Source organism: Microvirga sp. TS319, from assembly GCF_041276405.1.
Lineage (GTDB): Bacteria > Pseudomonadota > Alphaproteobacteria > Rhizobiales > Beijerinckiaceae > Microvirga.
The window spans coordinates 1,947,268-1,967,601 of the sequence record NZ_JBGGGT010000001.1 but is presented as its reverse complement, the minus strand read 5'-3'; the positions used below and the strand labels follow the sequence as shown (position 1 = coordinate 1,967,601).

Annotated in this window: 17 protein-coding genes and 2 pseudogenes; 13 read left to right on the top strand and 6 right to left on the bottom strand. The window is 60.7% G+C overall.

The window, feature by feature from the left end; all coding sequences use genetic code 11:
* The first annotated feature begins 157 nt into the window (after positions 1-157).
* Positions 158-857 (top strand): annotated as a pseudogene (locus AB8841_RS08965) (IS6 family transposase).
* A gap of 547 nt (positions 858-1,404) precedes the next feature.
* A complete protein-coding gene (locus AB8841_RS08960) occupies positions 1,405-1,920 on the top strand; it encodes a hypothetical protein (protein WP_370435418.1) in 516 nt (171 codons plus the stop codon).
* A 47-nt stretch (positions 1,921-1,967) separates the two neighbouring features.
* Here AB8841_RS08960 and AB8841_RS08955 read toward each other — a convergent pair whose 3' ends face one another.
* Positions 1,968-3,038 (bottom strand): NAD/NADP octopine/nopaline dehydrogenase family protein, encoded by a 1,071-nt coding sequence (locus AB8841_RS08955; protein WP_370435417.1) that lies wholly within the window; start codon positions 3,036-3,038, stop codon positions 1,968-1,970.
* Between the two features lie 241 nt (positions 3,039-3,279).
* On the opposite strand from AB8841_RS08955, the gene AB8841_RS08950 reads away from it, so the two are divergent.
* From AB8841_RS08950 to AB8841_RS08900, 11 genes are all read left to right on the top strand, one after another.
* Positions 3,280-3,855 (top strand): helix-turn-helix domain-containing protein, encoded by a 576-nt coding sequence (locus tag AB8841_RS08950; RefSeq protein WP_370435416.1) that lies wholly within the window; start codon positions 3,280-3,282, stop codon positions 3,853-3,855.
* Positions 3,856-3,951: 96 nt separating this feature from the next.
* Positions 3,952-5,148, top strand: coding sequence for a glycine C-acetyltransferase (locus AB8841_RS08945; protein ID WP_370435415.1), 1,197 nt, complete (start codon positions 3,952-3,954; stop codon positions 5,146-5,148).
* 25 nt (positions 5,149-5,173) lie between these two features.
* A complete protein-coding gene (gene tdh, locus AB8841_RS08940; protein ID WP_370435414.1) occupies positions 5,174-6,202 on the top strand; it encodes an L-threonine 3-dehydrogenase in 1,029 nt (342 codons plus the stop codon).
* A 194-nt stretch (positions 6,203-6,396) separates the two neighbouring features.
* A complete protein-coding gene (locus AB8841_RS08935) occupies positions 6,397-7,494 on the top strand; it encodes an extracellular solute-binding protein (protein WP_370435413.1) in 1,098 nt (365 codons plus the stop codon).
* A gap of 70 nt (positions 7,495-7,564) precedes the next feature.
* A complete protein-coding gene (locus AB8841_RS08930; protein ID WP_370435585.1) occupies positions 7,565-8,551 on the top strand; it encodes an ABC transporter permease in 987 nt (328 codons plus the stop codon).
* On the top strand, positions 8,551-9,351 hold the full coding sequence (locus tag AB8841_RS08925; protein ID WP_370435412.1) for an ABC transporter permease: 801 nt from the start codon (positions 8,551-8,553) through the stop codon (positions 9,349-9,351). Before AB8841_RS08930 ends, AB8841_RS08925 begins: the two co-directional genes overlap by 1 nt.
* Positions 9,351-10,421, top strand: a complete 1,071-nt coding sequence (locus AB8841_RS08920) for an ABC transporter ATP-binding protein (RefSeq protein ID WP_370435411.1) — start codon at positions 9,351-9,353, stop codon at positions 10,419-10,421. The genes AB8841_RS08925 and AB8841_RS08920 overlap by 1 nt, the downstream gene beginning before the upstream one ends.
* A gap of 40 nt (positions 10,422-10,461) precedes the next feature.
* Positions 10,462-11,937 carry an NAD(P)-binding domain-containing protein gene (locus AB8841_RS08915; protein ID WP_370435410.1) on the top strand — a complete coding sequence of 492 codons (1,476 nt, stop codon included), beginning with the start codon at positions 10,462-10,464 and terminating at the stop codon, positions 11,935-11,937.
* Positions 11,938-11,986: 49 nt separating this feature from the next.
* The gene (locus AB8841_RS08910) at positions 11,987-12,490 is read left to right on the top strand and encodes a CMD domain protein (protein ID WP_370435409.1); all 504 of its coding nucleotides are present in this window, start codon (positions 11,987-11,989) and stop codon (positions 12,488-12,490) included.
* Position 12,491: 1 nt separating this feature from the next.
* The gene (locus tag AB8841_RS08905; protein ID WP_370435408.1) at positions 12,492-13,070 is read left to right on the top strand and encodes a peroxidase-related enzyme; all 579 of its coding nucleotides are present in this window, start codon (positions 12,492-12,494) and stop codon (positions 13,068-13,070) included.
* Between the two features lie 49 nt (positions 13,071-13,119).
* A complete protein-coding gene (locus AB8841_RS08900; protein WP_370435407.1) occupies positions 13,120-14,445 on the top strand; it encodes an MATE family efflux transporter in 1,326 nt (441 codons plus the stop codon).
* A gap of 319 nt (positions 14,446-14,764) precedes the next feature.
* Here the strand turns inward: AB8841_RS08900 and AB8841_RS08895 are convergent.
* From AB8841_RS08895 to AB8841_RS08875, 5 genes and pseudogenes are all read right to left on the bottom strand, one after another.
* Positions 14,765-15,217, bottom strand: a pseudogene (locus tag AB8841_RS08895) (transposase); the annotation flags it as partial.
* Positions 15,218-15,566: 349 nt separating this feature from the next.
* Entirely contained in the window at positions 15,567-16,637 is a 1,071-nt protein-coding gene (locus AB8841_RS08890; protein WP_370435406.1) for a hypothetical protein, read from the bottom strand.
* A gap of 183 nt (positions 16,638-16,820) precedes the next feature.
* Positions 16,821-18,047 carry a polysaccharide pyruvyl transferase family protein gene (locus AB8841_RS08885; RefSeq protein WP_370435405.1) on the bottom strand — a complete coding sequence of 409 codons (1,227 nt, stop codon included), beginning with the start codon at positions 18,045-18,047 and terminating at the stop codon, positions 16,821-16,823.
* Positions 18,048-18,080: 33 nt separating this feature from the next.
* Complete coding sequence (gene galE, locus AB8841_RS08880) at positions 18,081-19,073, bottom strand: UDP-glucose 4-epimerase GalE (protein WP_370435404.1); 993 nt, start codon at positions 19,071-19,073, stop codon at positions 18,081-18,083.
* 51 nt (positions 19,074-19,124) lie between these two features.
* Positions 19,125-20,312 (bottom strand): polysaccharide pyruvyl transferase family protein, encoded by a 1,188-nt coding sequence (locus tag AB8841_RS08875; protein ID WP_370435403.1) that lies wholly within the window; start codon positions 20,310-20,312, stop codon positions 19,125-19,127.
* Positions 20,313-20,334 lie beyond the last annotated feature (22 nt).

Sequence of the window (20,334 nt, the reverse complement as noted above, 5' to 3'; positions counted from 1 at the left end):
TGAGCGTCTGAACTGTGGGGCCGACTTTAGCCAATGCCATGAAATCGCCGCCCGTCTGATGGGCTACGAAGACTTCCACGGCGCAACGGGGTCATGTCGCAACTCTTTCTTTCCTACCGCGGGGCAATGGCCTTCGCTGGCGAGAGAGTGACGTGCGATGTTCAAGGGTAGGCAATTTGATCGATCTGTGATCCTGCTCTGCGTCCGGTGGTATTTGGCTTACAATCTGAGCCTGCGGAGTCTCGAAGAGATGATGGCGGAGCGCGGTGTTGAGGTTGACCATGCGACGATCCATCGTTGGACGGTGCGTTACACCCCACTCCTTTTGGAGCAGTGCAACCTCCGCAAGCGGGCCGTCACCCGGAGGTGGCACATCGATGAGACCTGTATCAAGGTCCGCTGACGGTGGACCTATCTCTATCGCGCCATTGACAGTAACGGTGACACCATTGAGTTCTGGTTCAGCGAGCGGCGCAACCTCGCTGCTGCCAAGCGCCTCCTCAGCAAGGCGCTCAAGCGACATGGCCGGCCTGAGAGGATTGTGAACGACGGCAGCCAGACCAACCGGGAGGCAATCCTCTCCTGCCATACGACAGACCGGCTGCAGGACCGGTCACGGCAGACGCTGAAGCCAATCCGGATCCGTCAGAGTTGCTACTTGAACAATCGGTTTGAGCAAGATCATCGTGCCATCAAGCGCCGAGTGCGGCCGATGCTCGGGTTCAAGTCACATGGACAGCGCCCATGTGATCCTCGGTGGCATCGAGATGGTTCACATGATGCGGAAGGGACAGGCAAAGTATGCCCGCGCGCCGCAGCTGTCCCTCGCCGAGCAGTTCGAGCAGCTCGTCGCATAGGCAGCGACAAGCTGTTCGGGCGTCTTTCCGCCCTCAGACATAACTTGCGACAAAACCAGTAAGACCGCATAGCGCGATCGGTGATAGGCCACCCATGGCCTTGATTCATCAAGCCCTAGGCGCGCCTGAGTCAGGTCCACTACTCCCGTCGGGGACTGTTGAAACTGAACACCTTGGAGACCTTATGGCGACGTCGTAGGTGACCAAGGTTTCTAAAGCATGCGCCGTGTCGCGCGCATATGCTGCGCCCAAGCTTTGTCTGGTCCAATCACAAACCGCTCAGAATGCTCCCAGTCACGGAAACGTAAAAAAACTTCTCTGAGCCAAGAGGCGCACTTGTCCTTCCTGCTACTATTAGTCATCGGATCCTCCATAGCGTCATGCTCGGCCGCTGTCCTGATAAATCAAATCCCTTAGCCGGGCGTGGCCCCTACTGCACTCCAAGAACAACACCATGCTCGCTCCAGGGGACGGCATCCGGGAGAGCTTGTTCTTAATAATGGAATTTCCTGTTTACAGGATGAAAAATCCGTCATAATGAACAGAAATGATGCTGAAGCTGCCCCAAGAACGACTTGATGCATTTGATGTTAATCAATGCTCCCGATGGGCAGGGTGCTCGCAGGCCCTTGCAGAGCAACTCAGCAATGCCCACCGCTTCGCCATCCAGTGCGTCCGGCTTCGCATCTTCGATACTTTCGAGGGGCAAAAGGGCGAGGAGGAAGCATTCTGGTCTGTCCTTCTGGGCCTGACAGGACAGGATCGCGTTCCATTTTGCCCACAACACACTCGAGGCGTCATCGGTCAGTTCGAGCGATTGCGAGCTATTCGCCTCAACAATAAGAAACTCATCAGGTTCAATCCTCAGACCGACATTATCCTTATCGAGATTGATCCCAGACAGGCCGCCCGAAGAATCTGCGCTCTCGCTTGGGGCGAGAACGGAACCATCCTCGATATGGTCTCGTGTCTCATTCCTTCGCCTTCAAACCCGCCAAAGAGGCTCAGTCTTCCACGACACACGGAGGAGGCAGCCTCGTTCCCTCCGCCAATTCCCGCATAGCGCAGCAGGATATGTTGATCCTGCTGCGAAGGGCGGCACGCAGTGTGTCAGAAGCCGCTGTGGCAAAGGCTCTGCAACTGCTCGAGGGTGTGGTTCCCGAGATCGAGTGCGGGTAACAGATCGTTATCTCTGGTTAGGTCGCGCCCGTAGGCCGCCGAGAACAGGGTAATACCGGCCTCATGCAGGGTTGCAGGCGTACCGACCATGCGCCCGAGGAGGGCAGTCGGTGCCAAGCCAAAGGGAACATCCTCTAGAACATAGCGGCTGTTTACCGTGGTTGGGCCGAAGCCTCCACGACCCTGACGGTGCATCTCCTGATTCATATCCGACACGCTACCCATGGGCACATGGAACGAGAGCGAGAAATGCTCCTTGACGGTGCGCACCGATAAGCCGAAGGTCTTCGCAATTGCCAGACGTTCCTCGTCGAGCGCCTCGATGAGGCGTCCGACGGTGGGCGTGACGTTCTCGCCCTGGCCCCACGTTTCGCCGCGCTCCATACGGGTCAGGTTCAGGAGGGCGATCGCGAGATGGTTCTGCGGATTGAGGTTGCTGAGGGCGATCGCGAGCAGGCCATCGCGCTTGACGAAGCGATCACCGAACAGCGCGGTGCACAGGGCGTGACCTTCTTCGATGGCGCTCTGTGGAACTGTCGCGAGATCGACTTTCTGACGCACAGTGGCCACGAACACCTCGGTTGGACTCTTCTGCCGGCCGGTCGTCACCGTGGTGCCCCAAACAATGATGGGCGCGCGGACGCCGCGTGCAGCCAGCAATTTCGAGAGATAAAGCGCGCCGAACGAGGCATGGGAGCTGATGATGATCGGCTGTCCTTCACGGATGTGAGGCGCCGCCGCATCGAACACATGCTTGTGACCGTAGCCGGGCAGGGCGATCATGACCGCATCGGCGGTCTCGACTGCCTCGGAGCAACTCTGGGCAATACGTGGCGTAAAGGTCCCGTCGACCGCATTGGTGGCTGTCAGAGGCGTTCCTGCGGCAAGCTCCTTGGTGCGCTCCCCCGAAGGCGACCAAAGCATGGGGTCGTGTCCCGCCTGCGCGAGATAGGCGGCTGCCCCATAGGCGATAGCGCCCGCTCCAAGAATACTCACCCGCATCGACTTCTCCTCTTCCGTTGATTGGTGCCTGCCAGCACGGATCTGCGCTCGGCACGGCGTGTATGCTATGTCAGGTGGATTTCGCCCAGCCTACGAATGCCTGTAAGGGCTCTTGATGTCATCGTCAGCCATGACGCTGGAATTGTCCGCCCGCAGGCCTTCTTTATTCTTGATGAATAGTATATCTATAGTGGCCAACGGTTGAAATTCCAGTTTCCAGGACATGGGAAAGCTAACCTGCATGGCTGAAGAGATCAATACGCCGCAGATCGGGCCAATCATCCAGCGTCACAGAAAGAGCCTCGGACTGACACTTGAGCAACTGGCGGCACTGTCGGGTGTCTCGAAATCGATGCTGTCTCAGATTGAGCGGGGGCAGGCCAATCCCACCTTTGCCGTGCTTTGGGGGTTAACCCGGGCGCTCAAGATCGAATTCTCCGATCTTCTCGCCGGGAAATCCGTGCCGCATTCGTCCGATGAAACCATCGAGATCGTGCCGGCGACGCAAACGCCGGAGATACGCAGTGGCGATGGCTCCAGCCGGCTTCGTATCCTGAGCCCCGCGCGGCTCGCGGGGCGAATTGAATGGTACGAGGTCGAAATCGCGCCGTTGGGGATGCTGGACAGCGGGCCGCACGCAACCGGAGCGTTCGAGCATTTTACCGCGCACACGGATGGATTCGAGATCACGAGCGGCCACGTCACACGTTCGCTCAAGGCGGGCGAGACGGCGCGCTATCCGGCCGACGTGCCGCACCGGATCCGGAATGTGCTCAACAAGCCGGCCAAGGGTCTGATGATCCTCCTCTATCGCTGAACTTTAGGGAAGACGTCAGCAAACACGCTGGCACCGGCTTGACAGGTTTCCATTATAGTGGAAGTATCCATTATAGTGAAAACGCGGAGAGCGGATTTGAGGCTTCTCGATCACTTGGCCGACCTTCTCAAGGACATCGAGGCGGAGGGGCTCTACAAACGGGAGCGCCTCATCGCAGGGCCTCAAGGCGGCCGGATCGACGTCGCCTCGGCGGGTGGGACGCGAAGCGTCGTCAATCTCTGCTCGAACAACTATCTCGGCCTCGCTGATCATCCCGACGTCATCGCCGCCGCCAAGGAGGGTCTCGACAGGTTCGGCTTCGGCATGGCCTCGGTCCGCTTCATCTGCGGCGCGCAGACGCTGCATCGCGAGTTGGAGTGCGCCATCGCCCGCTATCTCGGCAAAGACGACGCAATCCTCTTCGCAGCCTGCTTTGATGCCAATGGCGGCGTATTCGAGCCATTGCTCGGCCCGGAGGACGCGATCCTCTCCGACGCGCTCAACCATGCGTCGATCATCGACGGCATTCGCTTGAGCAAGGCCAAGCGCTACCGCTATGCCAACAGCAACATGAACGCCCTTGAGGACAGCCTCAAGGAGGCCATTGCTGACGGCGTGCGCTTCAAGCTCATCGTAACCGATGGCGTGTTCTCGATGGACGGCTACATCGCCGACCTGCCCGCGATCTGTGATCTTGCCGAACGCTACGATGCGCTCGTGATGGTCGACGATTGCCACGCTACCGGCCACCTCGGTGAGAAGGGTCGAGGAACGCCCGCCCTCACCGGTGTCGGCGACCGCGTGCACATCGTGACCGGCACTCTCGGCAAGACCCTCGGCGGAGCGATGGGCGGCTTCGTCGCTGCTGCGCAGCCGGTGATCGACATCCTGCGCCAGCGGGCGCGGCCATATCTGTTCTCCAACAGCTTGGCGCCGGCCGTTGCTGCAGGCTCCCTGCGCGCGATCGAGATCGCGAAGAGCGCCGACGACCGGCGCGCCACGCTCGCTCGTCATGCGGAGCGCTTTCGGAGCGCTATGGCGTCGGCCGGCTTCGAGCTGCTTCCCGGTTCGAGCCCCATCATTCCGGTGATGCTCAACGATGCACGCCTATCGCAGGAAATGGCGCGGGCACTCGATGCGCGCGGCGTCTACGTTACAGGCTTCTTCTTTCCTGTCGTGCCGAAGGGGAGGGCACGCATTCGTACGCAGATTTCGGCTGCGCTCAGCGACGCCGATATCGACTATGCCGTCGACGCCTTCAAGGATGCCGGCAAGGCGCTCGGCATTATCTGATGACCGCCCCGAGGAAACAGGTTCGATGAAAGCGCTCGTTAAAGCCCACGCGACTCCCGGCCTTTGGCTGCACGAGGAGCCCGTCCCGACTATCGGGCCGGAGGACGTCCTCGTGCGCGTGCGCAAGACGGGGATCTGCGGAACCGACATCCACATCTACACGTGGGACGAGTGGGCGAGCCGCACGGTTGCGGTGCCGATGGTCGTTGGCCATGAGTTCGCCGGTGAGATCGTCGAGAAAGGCTCTGCGGTCCGCGATCTCGATCTCGGCCAGCGCGTGTCCGGCGAGGGGCATGTAATCGGCATGAGGAGCCGGGCGGCGCGCGGTGGGCGGTTCCACCTCGATCCCGAGACGCGAGGCATCGGCGTCAACATTCAGGGAGCCTTCGCGGATTACGTCAAGATTCCCGCCTTCAACATCGTGCCTCTTCCCGACGAGATCGACGACGAGATCGGCGCCATTCTCGATCCCCTGGGCAATGCGGTGCACACGGCGTTGTCGTTCGACCTCGTGGGCGAGGACGTGCTGATCACCGGCGCCGGCCCTATCGGGATCATGAGCGCAGCCGTTGCGCGGCACGTCGGCGCTCGGCATGTCGTCATTACCGACGTTAACCCGAAGCGCCTTGCACTCGCGGGCGAGGTCGCCGACGTGGTGCCCGTTGACGTATCCAAAGAGGATCTTGCCTCCGTCATGGGACGGCTCGGAATGAAGGAGGGATTCGACATCGGCCTCGAGATGAGCGGCGCCCCTGCCGCGTTCGAGCAGATGATCGATCATCTCGTCGTGGGTGGAAAGATCGCAATGCTCGGCATCCCTGCGCGGCCCTTTCAGGTCGATTGGACGAAGATCGTGTTCAGGATGATCACGGTGAAGGGCATCTACGGACGCGAGATGTTCGAGACATGGCACAAGATGCTTTCCTTGCTGCAATCGGGCCTCAGTGTGAGAAAGGTTATTACACATCGCTTTGATGTTGCGGAGTACGAGCGCGCCTTCGAGGTCATGAAGAGAGGTGACAGTGGCAAGATCATCCTGAACTGGACTTCCTGACGTGCACGACCTCGTGTGGCGTTACTCCGTTCGACGAGCTGGAATCGGGTCCGGTTTCTCAATTTGGTGCGGACGGCCAAGTTTGGGCTTGTCCCGCGCCGATCAGGTGGGCTTAAATCCTGCCTGCCTTTGGCTTATCCCGCGACTCGCGATCTGCAGGACAGGCTTCTTCAAATAAAGAGAGGGGACATAAGATGGACGTCAGGACGACACGCCGATCCGCACTGAAGATTCTCGGTGGAGGCGCGCTCTCTGTGCCCTACATCATTCGCCCGCGGCCGGGCTGGGCGGCGACCCAGGTGCTCAACATCACGACCTACGACAAATTCCTGCCCAAAGAATTTGTCGACAAATTCCAGCGTGATACGGGCATCGAAGTCCGCATCCGACTTACGGACGACCAGGGCAAGCAGTACAACCTGCTGACGGCGGAGGCGTCTAAGCCCTCTACAGACATCGTCACGGTCGCGGGCCACCGCTTCGCGCAGTTCGTCGATTCGAAGCTGCTCGCTCCGCTCGACACGGGGCGCATCGCCAACTGGAAGAACCTCATCAGTGTCTATCAGGATTCGCCCTGGCTACGCATCAACGGCAACATCTGGGGCACGCCTATTCTTGCTGGGTACGAAGGTCTGGTGCGCAACACCGAGCAGGTGAAGGACACCGACAGCTGGGGTGTGATGTTCGATCCCAAGTACGAGGGCCTTACCTCGTATATCGTCGGTGACTTCCTTTCCATCACAATGCTCTATCTCGGCCATGACGGCGACTTCGTCAGCTACATGGGCAAATCTCAGGAGGCCCAGAAAGCGACCAACGAGGCTCGCGACTTCCTGATCAAGAACAAAGGCATGTTGCGCAAGTTTTACGATGCCGGCTCGGAAGTGCAGCAGATGTTCATCAACGAGGACATCTATCTTGCGCAGGCCTGGTCCGGTCCCGCGGCCAAGTTGATCATGGAAGGTCACCCAGTCGAGTTGTCTGTGCCCAAGGAAGGCACCTACGGCTTCGTCTACACCCTCAACCTGGTGAACAACGCGCCGAATGCCGAGAACGCATACAAGTTCCTCGACGCGGTGCTCGCCTCGCCGGAGGTCGGCGCGTCCATGACTCGCCAGTCCGGCTTTGCCTCAACCTTTAGCGGCGTGGATAAACTGCTGAACGAGCGCGAGCGGAAGGCAGCGGCCCTGCCACAAGCTCAAGTCGAGCGCATCCGCTTCTTCAGCTCACAGAACCGCGACATGAAGAACGAGATGGTCGATCGCGCGTCCGCCGAGATCAAAGCCGCCTAAACCATCCCAGCGCAGCCTCCGGCCGCTTCAGCCGGAGGCTGCGGAACGATAAGACGGACTTATGACAGTGATCACTCAGGGCGCAACGAGCGCCGCTCATCCCCCCGACGAACGCCGGGCAGCTCCGCACTACGGATCAGTCTTTGGTCACCTGGCGAGCTCGACACTCTACCGCTCGACCATCGGTGCCATCGTCGAGACGCGTATCGGGCGGCTCTTCCTGCTCGTGATCGTCCCTCTGATCTGGATCGTCGTGTTCAATCTTGGACCTCTGTTCCAGGTGATCCGTATCAGCTTTTTGGCGAACTATCCCCTGGAGGAAGGCGCCGAGGCAGCCTACACCCTTTCCAACTACACGGCTTTCTTCCAGGAGCCGATTTACTACATCCCCTTTATCCGCAGCCTGATCTTCTCGGCGCTGGCGACAGTGGTGACGTTGATTGTCGTCTATCCGATCGCCTACTACATCGCGAAGATCGTCCGCCCGCAGCGGCGCACCAAGGCCCTGCTGTTGCTGCTGGTGCCCTTCTGGGCGGGCGAGATCATTCGGACGTTCTCAGTCATCATGCTCCTGGCGAACCGCGGCGCAATCAACATGCTGCTCCGTGAGCTCGGGCTGATCGACCGGCCGATCCCGATGCTCTACAGCTATTTCTCTCTCAGCTTCGGCGTGGTCTATCTCGTCTGCCTCTACATGCTGCTGCCGCTCTACTCGGCAATCGAGAAGATTCCCTCACCTCTGCTTGATGCCGCGGCCGACCTCGGAGCAGGTCCGTTGACTCGTTTTCGCAGAGTCGTTCTGCCACTGTCGCGCGATGGAATCGTATCAGGCTGCAGCCTGGTATTCCTGACCTGTATCGGCGTGTTCGCGACGCCGATGCTGCTCGGGGGCCCCAACACGTCCCTGTTCCCCGAGACGATCGGCGCCTTCTTCCACGGCGCGAGCGACAAATGGCCCATCGGGGCAGCTTTCGCCACCATCCTCCTGGTCGCCTCCCTGATCACGGCAGGGCTCTTCATGCGGGTCGTCGGCGATCGGACAACGAGGCTCATGTAATGCGCGAAAATCCCGCCCTGGTCGATATGCCACGCATGCTGCTCACAGCAGCCTACTGGGCTTTCGTCCTTTACCTTCTTGCGCCTTTGGCCCTGATGATGCTCATGAGCTTCAAGGACGCGAACTTCATTGCCTTTCCGATCGGAAAATGGACGCTCGACTGGTACGCCAAGTCACTTCAGGACCAGCAGTTCCTGTCAGCGTTCGCCTATTCTCTCCTGATCGCCATCAGCTCGACCGTCGCGGCCACGATCATCGGGGTTTGGATTGCGCTCCTGATCTCCGCCGAGGGAATCTGGGCCCGGGCCGTGATCTTCGCGCTCGCGTGCATCCCGGCAGTGGTTCCAGGCATGATCTCGGCCATTTCCCTGCGCATCTTCGTCCGCACCATCGACATGCAGACAGGGACCGAGGCGATCATTCTCGGACACACCGTGCACGCTGTCCCCTTTGTCGTCGTCATGGTCCTCACACGCCTTCGCGCCATGCCGCGCAGTTTGGTCGATGCCGCACGAGATCTCGGCGCTGATCCCATCATCGCCTTTTTCCGTGTGACGTTGCCCTTCCTGTGGCCGGCAGTGATTGGCGGCATGATCTTCTGCATGCTGCTCAGCATCGACGACTTCGTCCGCACCTTTTTCCTCGGCGGCTACCAAGCGACCTTGCCGATGCTCATCTTCGCCAAAATTCAGGGAGGCATGTCGCCTGAGATCAATGCGATGGCGACCCTCGTCCTGGTGGCGACCGCCGCTGTCGGCCTCTACGCCGAGCATTTCACCCGCAGTTCGAGAGCCCGCTGATGGAACCGATCGTCCATTTCGACAACGTCACGAAGTTATACGGCCAGCAGAAGGCCGTAGATGCCCTGGATCTCAGGATCGACCCTGGCAAGTTCGTGACCCTGCTCGGCCCGTCAGGCTGCGGCAAGTCCACGACCCTGCGCATGCTGGGAGGCTTCGAGATCCCGAATTCCGGCCGCATCCTTCTCGGCGGCAAGGACGTGACGCGCCTTCCACCCAACCGGCGCAACGTGAACATCGTGTTCCAGGATTACGCGCTGTTCCCGCACATGACGGTGGCGCGCAATATCGCCTTCGGAATGGAGCTTCAGGGCCGGAAATCGGATGAGATCCACCGCCGTGTCACGGAACTGCTCAATCTCGTCCAGCTCGAGGCCTTTGCCGACAGGATGCCCGCGCAGCTCTCCGGCGGCCAGCGCCAGCGCGTTGCCCTGATGCGGGCACTCGCGCCCGATCCCCAGGTGCTCCTGCTCGACGAGCCCTTGAGCGCCCTTGATGCGAAGCTGCGTCAGCAGATGCAGATCGAGCTGAAATCCATCCAGGAGAAGACCGGGAAGACTTTCCTGTTCGTAACGCACGATCAGGAAGAGGCGATCACCATGTCGGACCAGATCGTTGTGATGAACCAGGGGCGTATCGAACAGATTGGCGACCCGCATGCGCTTTACGGCAGGCCGCGCAGCCGCTTCGTGGCGAACTTTATCGGGGAAACCAACTTGCTCGAGTGCATCGTCGAAGGAGCCGACGAGCGGAGTGCTGCGCTCAGGTGGGCTGGGGGTCCCATGCGTGCCGCCGTTAACGACGTTCGCCCCAAATCGGGCGACCGCATACACGTGGCTATTCGTCCTGAAGCCATCCAGTGCGCCCCGGAGGGGCAGGAGGGCGTCAACAGCCTGCCTGGACGAGTCGACCAGCGCATTTTCAAAGGCAATCACACCTCCCTGAGGATCGAGATTGCTCCAGGGTGCTACCTGAGTGCCCTCGTGGATCCCGTCTCCTCGAGCCGGCTGACCGATCCGCAGGTCTGGGTAAGCTGGAACGAGGACAGCGCCGTGATGCTCCACGATTAGTGCGCCTTCGCGCCCCACCGACGACAGACCGAGGCGATACGTGACACATTCTCTTCGTGACGCGGGCGACCATAGCCTAAGAGCTCTTGGCGCTCGGGTAGAGCAGGATCTCGCTTACCTCAACTATCCGCCACTGAACTGGCTCGCTCCCACCACGCACTCCAGCGGACGACCCGTCAGTGATGTAGTGGTCGTCGGCGGAGGGATGTGCGGCCTTGTAGCCGCCTTCGCCCTCACGCGCGCGGGTATCCGGAATTTGCGCATCCTCGACAAAAACCCCGAAGGGTTCGAGGGTCCGTGGATGACCTATGCGCGGATGGAGACGCTACGCTCGCCCAAGCAATTGCTGGGGCCGGCCTATGGCATGGCTTCACTCACCTTTCGCGCATGGTTCACGGCGCAGTTCGGGACCGAGGCGTGGGAAGAACTCTTCCGTATCCCGCGGCCCATGTGGATGGATTACCTGCGGTGGTATCGCAGCGTGCTGAAGCTGCCGGTGGAGAACGGCATCGAGGTGACGCGCGTTCGCCCGCTCGACGACCTCCTCGAACTTGAAATCGAGAATGGCAATCAGCCTGCCATCCTGACGCGCCGTGTCGTTCTCGCCAACGGTCGTGAGGGACTGGGAGCGCCAACGATCCCGTCGTTCGTGCGGGACCTCCCACGCGAGCGCTGGTCCCATTCCTCGGACGAAATCGACTTCGCCGCCCTTCGTGGAAAGCGGGTGGTGGTCATCGGGGTCGGTGCCTCCGCGATGGACAACGCTGCTGTGGCGCTCGAGGAGGGCGCCTGTGAGGTCCGGCTTCTCGCGCGGCGACGGAAGATGCCGATGATCAACAAGCTCATGGGCGTCGGATCCTATGGAATGACGGCGGGCTTCCCGAAGCTGAGCCCCGCGTGGCGCTGGCGCATCATGGACTATTCCTTCAAGCAGCAGACGCCCGCGCCGCGCAACTCGACCCAACGGGTGAGCCGTCATCCCGACGCCTTCTTCCATTTTGGCTACGGCATCGAGTCGATGCACGTGCAGGATGACGAGATTGTCATCAGGACGCAGGCCGGTCGGAACTTCGTCACCGATCACGTGATCCTCGGAACCGGATTTTCGGTCAACGCGACGAGCCGACCCGAGCTCGCCGAGTATTCCGATAGAATTGCGACGTGGGGCGATCACTACACGCCTCCTGCCGAGGCAGGGAACGCCGATCTCGCGACCTTCCCTTGGCTCGGTGAGGATTTCTCCTTTATGGAGAAAGAGCCCGGCACGGCGCCCTGGCTATCGAAGATTCACTGTTTCAACTATGGCGCGACCCTGAGCCTGGGGAAGGTCAGCGGCGATATTCCGGCGATTAGTGAGGGAGCCGCGTGGCTTGCCCGAGGTGTGGCGGCCAGCTTCTTCGTATCCGACGTTGAGCACCATTGGCAGGCTCTTCTCGACTACGCGCAGCCGGAGCTTCAGGGTGACGAGTGGCAGGATGCCGACGCCGAGAAGCCGGCAGGCGTCAGGATTGTCTAGCACGCCCTACTTCGGTCCCTCCCATCCGAGACGAAAGGAACATCTCATCATGGATCTAGCCGACCCTGCGGATATCATCGACAAGGCAGCGGGCCTCAACCCCGCGACAGGGGTGGGCACCCTGCGCCGTGAGCGTCCGGAAATCCTGCGCCTGAGCCAGGCAAGCTACAGGGCCGCCTTGCATCCGGCTGATCCCGGTAACCTTTCCTACGTGGAACGTGCGGCGCTCGCATGCCGCATGGTCCGCCTCCTGAAGGACGATACGCTAGCCGCTCACTATGCCGGTCTGCTCGATGGTGAGGGAGCTGGCTCGGCCACGGCGACGCTCGTCGATCCTAGTATCACGAACGCCGTGGATGCCCGCACGAACGCGATCCTGCGCCACGTCGATCTGCTGACGCTTTCCCCTGAGAAGGCGACGCGTGGCGACGTCGAGAGACTCATGTCCGCTGGCCTCACCGACCGGGACGTTGTGACGCTAACGGGTCTGATCGCCTTTGTGAACTACCAAGCCCGCCTGGTGGTGGGAATGCGCATGCTGAAAGGCGAGTGACATGGGCTATCCCGTGCATGAACTGACCCTCGAAACTCTGGACTGGCACCCCTACGTTGCTCCGGTCGACCTGCAGCAAGCGACCCCGGAGCAACTCGATGCTTTAAAGGTGACCCCTTCAAACACCAAGGTTTCTGCCTATCTGCTGGTGCTCGCTCAGGACGCGGAGATCCTGGCCGAGCGGACGCCGCTCTACAACGACATCATGTACAGCCGCGGTGGACTGTCACGTGCCGAGCGCGAGCTCGGAGCTCTCGCTGCTTCTGTGGTGAATCGCTGCATCTATTGCGCCTCGGTCCATGCCAACCGCTACATCACGCTGAGCAAACGTCCCGGTGTGGTCGAGACAATCTATCGCGAGGGGGCCGATGCCGAGTTGCCCCCCCGCGACCAGGCCATTTTCGACTATGGTGTCAAGCTGACGCGCGCACCTGGCTCTATCGACGCGGAAGACCTCGCTGCGCTGCGCGAGGTGGGCCTCAGCGATCTGGAGATCCTCGACCTGACGCACGCGGTTTCGATCTTCGGTTGGGCCAATCGCCTCATGCACACCCTGGGTGAGGCGCGGCGGCAGGATTGATCCTCCCACGGCGGGTGATGTTCGGATCTCGTAGCAGAAAGGTCGAGCGGTGAGCGACAAACGAAGCCTATCCTTCGAAGTGTCCCACCATGAGATCCTGCGCATAGCCCTGCCGATGATGCTTGCCCATCTCTCGACACCACTTGTTGGGCTCGTGGCGACGGGCGTCGTCGGGCGCGCGGGAGATGCCGCGCTCATCGGCGGCGTGGCCTTGGCTTCCGTCATCTTCGATGTGGTATTCGTGTCCTGCAACTTCCTGCGGGGGGCGACCACAGGCTTCACAGCCCAGGCTGTAGGCGCTGGCAACCGCACAGAGGAACAGAGCATGCTGCTCGGTGCCTTCGTAATCGCGGTAGGGGTGGGCGTCACGCTCGTGCTGCTGCGGCGGCCGATCGGAATTCTGGGCCTTGAGGTCCTTGGTGCGTCGGGAGCGGCCGCAGAGGCAGCAAGGGGGTATTTCACGATCCGCATCTGGTCGGCACCGTTTGTTCTTTTTAACTATGTTGCATTCGGCTGGATCCTTGGGCGAGGGGAGGCGTTTCTCGGACTGATGCTGCAGACCCTGCTCAACGGACTCGGAATTGCCCTAAGCCTGTGGTGGGTGCTGTATCTCGGATGGGGTTTGGAGGGGGCTGCTCTCGCCAGCGTCGTCGCGGAAGCTGTCACTACTGCGGTAGGTCTTGTCCTCGTCATCACGCGCACCAGCGCCGCCCACTGGAATCCCGTAGGGATCTGGAACACCCGGCGCCTGCGCCGTCTGGCGGCCGTCAACTCGGACATGATGGTGCGCTCGCTCGCACTTCTTCTCGGAATCTCGTTCTTCACGCGACAGAGCGCGGCGATGGGAATAGACATTCTGGCCGCGAACACCATCCTGCTCCGGTTCTATTCCGTTGCCATCTCCTTCCTCGACGGGATGGCTACGGCAGCAGAGCAGCTTGCAGGCCGTGCGGTTGGCGCACGCTACCGCCCTGCCTTCGATCAGATGGTCCGACTCACCACCGGTTGGGGTGTCGGGATTGCGGCTGGTATCTCGTTCGTGATCGCTCTCACAGGGGGATTGGTGATCGATTGGATGGGGCCTTCCACGGCTGTGAAGCACATCGCTCATGAGTTCCTTCCTTGGGCCGTATTTCTCCCACTCGCCGGAGCGGTGGCATTCCAGATGGATGGCATCTTTATCGGCGCGACATGGTCGCGTGAGATGCGCAACATGATGCTGCTCTCACTAGCCATATATCTCGCGGCTTGGGCAGTTCTGACACCTGCCTTCGGGAACCACGGGCTTTGGATGTCCTTCCTGATCTTCCTTGGTGCGAGGAGTATCGCGTTCAGGCTCTGGATGCGCCGCCTCGTTCCTCGCACATTCCCCTGATGTCCGAGTAGGATGCGATCCAGCCGCGCACATTTCAGAAGTCTTGTCATGCTGGATCTGATGGGGGCGTCTAATCCCGTGGCATTTTGCAAGTAGTTTTTCAAAAACTCACCGGCTCGACCCTCGGATCAGGGCCGAGGAGGACTAAGGAGAGCTAGGCCTAAGCGGATCATAGGCGCGCCGCGTGAGCGTGTATCGGGAGCAGGGTCGTCTTCGCGGTCGACAGCTGTCGCCGAATGCTGGAGCTTCGTGGGAGGGCTCCGTCGCAAATCCTGATTGAAGTTGCAGAGATGGAAGCAAGCGTCGCTCCACGTTGTTCAGCGAGCCACACGAACTGCTCGGCAGGCGAAAGGTTTGAATGACAGGCATACTTCGCCTGTCCTTTACGCATCATGTGAACCATCTCGATCCCACTCAGGATCACGCGGGCACTGTCAACCGACTTGAAGCCGAGCATCGATCGCACGCGGCGTTTGACGACACGGTGATCCTGCTCGATGCGGTTATTGAGGCACTGACTCTGCCGGATCCGGATTGGCTTGAGGCTGCGTCTTGAACGGTCCTGCATCCGGCTCTCGGCATCACACGACAAGATCGCCTCCCGGTTGGTCTGGCTGCCGTCGATGACAATCCGCTCGGGCCGGCCATGGCGCTTGAGAGTCGTGCGCAGAAACCGCTTAGCAGCAATGAGGTCCCGTCGTTCGCTGAACCAGAATTCAACTGTGGCGCCGTTGCTGTCGATCGCCCGGTAAAGGTACATCCAGCGGCCTCTCCTGCGGCCGTTCATACGCCGCGGGCCCGGATGGGAGTTCGCGGATCAGGTCCAAATTGGCACACCAAGGCCGTTGGGGGGTCCACCCCTCAGATCCTTTTCGTGAGCATTGGTCTCCGGATCTGCACAATGTGCCGAAGCGACGTTCAGGCTGCGAGAAAAGCACAAAGATCTTCTTGGAGGGGATACTCGACCAGCCACGTCGATGTAAGCTGATCACCCTAGAGCATCGGATCCGACAGTGGCATCCACTTTTGGGTCCGATGCTCCCTCCTAGAGGAGCGCATCGTTTGAGCGAAAGACCGGGGCCACTTTTCGCTGGCGCGGCCCTCCGGGTCCGCACGATGCGCTAGTTTATGTTCACCCTGAAGCGGACGAGGTCACGGTCCATCGTATTGCGCTTCTTCTGCCAGTTGAGACGGGTCAGGTACAGATAGAATTCGTCACCTGCCGATTGGAAGATCGGCGACGTGCTGGCATGGTCGATGACTGACGGGTAGTCGTAGAACGCCCCGGTCTTCTCGGTGCCCCAGAACGGCTCAAGGGACACCAGCACGGCCGACGACGACCAATGTTTCAGGTCAGGCGAGGTGGCGTAATAGACCCCGCCGACCCCATCGACCCGCGTCGACCAGACGACCATCCACATCTGCTTGGTTTCGAGCCAGACCAGCGACCGTGCCTTGCCCGACATGTCCGCCCCGCCCAGGCGGTCGCATGTGGCTTGAACAGGGCGCAGGCCGTTACCCGGATAGGGGTCGGGCGGCGCGACGAACCGGCCCTTGCTCATGACCTGCCAGCCGTTCACCAAATCGCTTCGAGGCGCGCGGAAGAGGCAGTTTCCACGCGGCCCCGGTTCCGCGGCATCTTCCGTCCAGGCGATGAAATAGGCGTAATCACCCTCAAAGACGGCGTTCGTGACGGTGAGGAAGCCGGCCGCGTTGACGGACGTGTCGAACGTCCGGTTGGATCCGGCGATCAGGCGCCGGTCCCGCGGCAGAAGCCTGAAGGAGAAGTCACGATCGTTCGCTTCCAGCCCGACGATCGAGAGATACCAGCAGGCCGGTTTGTCGCGACCCTTGGAGCAGACACCATCGTGACGCAGCCCGGAATACTCCTCGCTGGCCAATGCAAGGATCCGGCCATTGCCGAGCGGAATGAGACTTTGGATCCAGTAACGGTCGTCGAACTCGGAAGGATCGACCGATTCCGCGCCTTGCGAGACGACTCCGCAATTCGGACGAAGGTCGTCGAAGTTGAGTCCCTCGAAGATCCTGTTCCGAAAGTGCGAAGCGATCAGGACAAGGGAACCGTCCTCTCGCCTGTAGGACCTCGCCGGCGAATCCGGGATCGTGCGCCAGTCGCACTTCTGAGACCGGTAGCTGTATACGACTTCCGGGACGGGTGAGACGGAGAACATGGGCGCTTCCCCGGCATTTGCCACGCATGCACTTAGGACAGTGACAGCGGCCGACCATGCCAGGAGAATTCGGATCACGTTGTTCCAGGATGACGGCGCAAGCGTCTTCATTGGCATTGATCTCCACTTGGTCGATCGAGCCGTTCCCAGACAGGCGGCAGAGACGATTGATGTGAGATGGCCTTATCCTCCCTCCGCGATCCGCTTCAGAAACGGGGCGGGCTCAAGACGGTTCGCCACGAGGAAGTCGAGATATTTCGCGGCCGCCTCGCTCCGGTGCCTGTCATACGCGACGGGATCGAACTTGATCAGCTTCTTGAGATTGAACCGGGTGATCGGCGCCGTCAGGTCCTCGGCCGCGATATGCGGAACACCCGTGTTCTCACAGAGCTCTCGGGTCCGCGAGTCGATCGTGACTGTGAGGCCCATACGCTCGGCCTGGAGGGCAAGAGCCACGCCGTGGTAGCGGCACCCGATCGTCAGATCGTACCGGCGAAGCGAATCCATCCAGGCGGGCACGTCGTAGAACGAGCGCACGTAGTTGCGGCACCATGCCTTGAACTCGTCGAAACTATAGTGCGGAACCGTGTGGTTATGGATCCCCTTGAGGGCGTGTTCCTCGATCCCATCGAAGATTCCGCGGGAGACCTTGACCATTTCGGCCATGGACTGGACGACGTATTGGCCGGGTGCGGACGGGTCCATCATCAGGCTGACAAGCTGATGCTCGATCTCCCGCGTCTTCATCCAGGCCTGATGGCCGGCCGCGACCGTAATGGCCCGCGGCAGGCCGATCTCGGTCCAGTTCTTGTGAATTTTGTGGCCGAGGCCTTTCTGCTGGTTGATGAAGTGCGACGGGCATCCGCCGGGCAGCGATCCCGTGATCCCGAGCTTGTCGAGCTGGCCGCTCGTATAGGCGCCGCGAGTGTAGATGTTCGAGGCCGTGGGCGAAACCCTGGCCGCCCCGATGACCTGGGCCCAGCGCACTGTCCCTTCCTTCAGCTCGATATCATGATCGTAGCTGTCGGCCTGAGCGCCGAGTCCGATCGCGACGATCGGGAGGCCGGATGCCTTCAGTCGCTCGGCCATATCGCCAAAATCGGTGTGCTTGCCGAGCTGGTTGGCGCAGGGGATGACGATGATATCGGCACTCGCCTTCAGATCCTCCGCCGGAGTCGTCCATCCGAAGAACTTGACGGGGTTCGTGATCTGGCTGGCGATGGCATGAACGAAGGCCAGGTTACCGTTGTTGTGCCCGATCGCGTTGAAGAGATCATCGAAGGCAGAATTGGAATACAGGCCGAGAGAGGGAAACTTCCAGAGGATGGCGACCCGCAAGGGCTGGGATCCTTGTCCCGCCTTCGGCATCTGCTGATCGGAGGAGGCTTGTCGGATGATGGTGTCTAGCATGTGATCTTGCCTTAACGTCCGTAGGCCGGCGGATTAAGCCGCTGCCGCCTTGTTCTTGAGGTTTTCTTCCCACGCGAGGGCATGGGCGACGATGGTCTCGAGCTCTTCGAGAGCGGGCTTCCAGCCAAGGGTCTCCCGGATGCGATCCGCCCCGGCAATCAGGGTCGCGGGATCGCCGGCACGCCGATCCGCCAGCCGGACATCAAATTCGACGCCGGACACGCGCTTCACGGCTTCGACAACCTCCAGGACGGAGTACCCGCGTCCATAGCCGCAATTCATGGCCGTGCTTTTCCCGCCGGCCCGGAGGTAATCGAGAGCGAGCATATGAGCACTCGCCAGGTCCGAGACGTGGATATAGTCGCGCAGGCAGGTTCCATCCGGGGTCGGATAATCCGTCCCGAAAATATCGATGCCGTTCCGTTCGCTCAGGGCCGCCTGTGTCGCGACCTTGATCAGATGGGTGGCGCGGCGGCTCGACTGGCCAGAGCGGCACTGCGGGTCGGCGCCGGCGACGTTGAAGTAACGGAGCGCCACGTATCTCAACGGGTGAGCGATGCCGGTGTCGCGGAGCATCAGCTCGGTCATCAGCTTCGACGTGCCGTAGGGAGAAACCGGATTGAGCGGCGCCGTCTCGGCGATGGGGCTCTCCTTGGCATCGCCATAAATGGCAGCCGTTGAGGAGAAGATGAAGTTTTCAATCTTGTTCTGCACCGCCGTGCTGATCAGGGCGCGGGACTTCACCGTATTGTTGAAGTAGTAGCCCAGCGGGTCGGACACGGAGTCCGGCACCACGATCGACCCCGCAAAATGGACGATCGCGTCGACGCCATGCTGGCGGATGATTTCAGTGACGAGGCTGTCATCCGCGATGTCTCCCTGCACGAAGTGAGCCTTCGGGTGGACCTGCCACCGGAAGCCGGTGCTCAGGTCATCCAGGACGACCACCTCTTGGCCCGAATCCACCAGGGCCAGCACCATATGGCTGCCGATGTAACCGGCACCACCTGTTACCAATACGGTCATATTGTCTTCCTACTGCAACGCGCCTGTTACGTATGTCTCACCGGAATAGTCTTATGCAGCCTTCAGCTGCTCTTTTACGGGCTTCCTCATCACGTCGACCATCTTCGTGTCGGCGCCGTTCTCGACCAAGAACTGGCGCATCTCGCGATACATGAACCGATAGGCGCGGTTGAATTTGTCGAAGAGCGACTGGTCCCAGTACTCCTCAAGCGAGAACGTCTTGTCCGAGAAAACGTCGTAGCTCGGGATCTGATAGGTCTCGGCGAATTCCACGGTCCGGCTGTCATAGGTGAAATAGATCGACGGGGTTCCGTTGGCGAGCGCCATCAGGTTGCCGTGCAGGCGGTAGCCGAGAACCATATCCTTTTGCTGGACGAGATCCTCGTAATCCGCCACGACATCCGAATAGAACAGCCGCTCGCGATGGAGCTTTTCCATCGTCTCGTCGAGATACCATTGGCCGACCCAGGCGTTGGCCTTCAAGGTCGCGAACGCCTCCTCCCTCTGCGCGGGAGTGCCGAAGACCATCTTCTTCTCCTCGACCTCGCCCTGGGCCATCAGAACCACGTCGAAGCGGGAGGCCATTTCCTTCACCATGTCGCGATGGAAGGTCAGGTACCGCTCGACGTTCCGGGCGTAGGTCCTGGACACCTCCCGGCGGACCGTGATGCCGGCCGTCTTGATCGTGTCGAGCGGGGGCAGCTTGATCTCGAGGTCGGGATTGTTGCGACGGAACGCCGTCGGGCAACCGACGATGCGCACGTTCTTGATGCCGAGATCCCAGAGGACCTGGGCCGAGTAGGCACCGCGCACCCCGATGGATGTCGTTGAATCGGCCATCAGGCGCAGGACCGTCTTGGTCTGCTCGGACAGCTCGAGCTTGCCCTTGACCGGGGCCTGGGCGCCGATGCCCCATGCGATCACCGGGATCCGCAGCTTCTTCAGAACCTCGATCGCCTTCTCCCAGTTCATCTCGCTGTGGATGTAGTTGGAGCCACGCAGGAAGACGTAGTCGTATTCCGCGTTGATGCGGTCGATATCGGCCATGTTGGGTTTGGCGATCTCGAGTGCATCGAGCCGGTCGTAGTTCAGGAGCTTCAGCGACGAGTCGAACACGAAGGCGTCGCCGATATTGTGGTAGTGGCCGATGCTGCCCTGGACGTCCTTGTAATTGTACCAGCGAACGTTGTCGTGGTCATAGACTTCGCCCGAGGGGCTGATGACGAGGATACGTTTCATAAAATCTCTCCTGGACATGCCA

Bases quoted from the DNA above. Each gene is read 5' to 3' on its own strand.
- AB8841_RS08960 (WP_370435418.1), top strand. From the start codon at position 1,405: ATGATGCTGAAGCTGCCCCAAGAACGACTTGATGCATTTGATGTTAAT.
- AB8841_RS08955 (WP_370435417.1), bottom strand. From the start codon at position 3,038: ATGCGGGTGAGTATTCTTGGAGCGGGCGCTATCGCCTATGGGGCAGCC.
- AB8841_RS08950 (WP_370435416.1), top strand. From the start codon at position 3,280: ATGGCTGAAGAGATCAATACGCCGCAGATCGGGCCAATCATCCAGCGT.
- tdh (WP_370435414.1), top strand. From the start codon at position 5,174: ATGAAAGCGCTCGTTAAAGCCCACGCGACTCCCGGCCTTTGGCTGCAC.
- AB8841_RS08935 (WP_370435413.1), top strand. From the start codon at position 6,397: ATGGACGTCAGGACGACACGCCGATCCGCACTGAAGATTCTCGGTGGA.
- AB8841_RS08925 (WP_370435412.1), top strand. From the start codon at position 8,551: ATGCGCGAAAATCCCGCCCTGGTCGATATGCCACGCATGCTGCTCACA.
- AB8841_RS08920 (WP_370435411.1), top strand. From the start codon at position 9,351: ATGGAACCGATCGTCCATTTCGACAACGTCACGAAGTTATACGGCCAG.
- AB8841_RS08910 (WP_370435409.1), top strand. From the start codon at position 11,987: ATGGATCTAGCCGACCCTGCGGATATCATCGACAAGGCAGCGGGCCTC.
- AB8841_RS08905 (WP_370435408.1), top strand. From the start codon at position 12,492: ATGGGCTATCCCGTGCATGAACTGACCCTCGAAACTCTGGACTGGCAC.
- AB8841_RS08890 (WP_370435406.1), bottom strand. From the start codon at position 16,637: ATGTTCTCCGTCTCACCCGTCCCGGAAGTCGTATACAGCTACCGGTCT.
- AB8841_RS08885 (WP_370435405.1), bottom strand. From the start codon at position 18,047: ATGCTAGACACCATCATCCGACAAGCCTCCTCCGATCAGCAGATGCCG.
- galE (WP_370435404.1), bottom strand. From the start codon at position 19,073: ATGACCGTATTGGTAACAGGTGGTGCCGGTTACATCGGCAGCCATATG.
- AB8841_RS08875 (WP_370435403.1), bottom strand. From the start codon at position 20,312: ATGAAACGTATCCTCGTCATCAGCCCCTCGGGCGAAGTCTATGACCAC.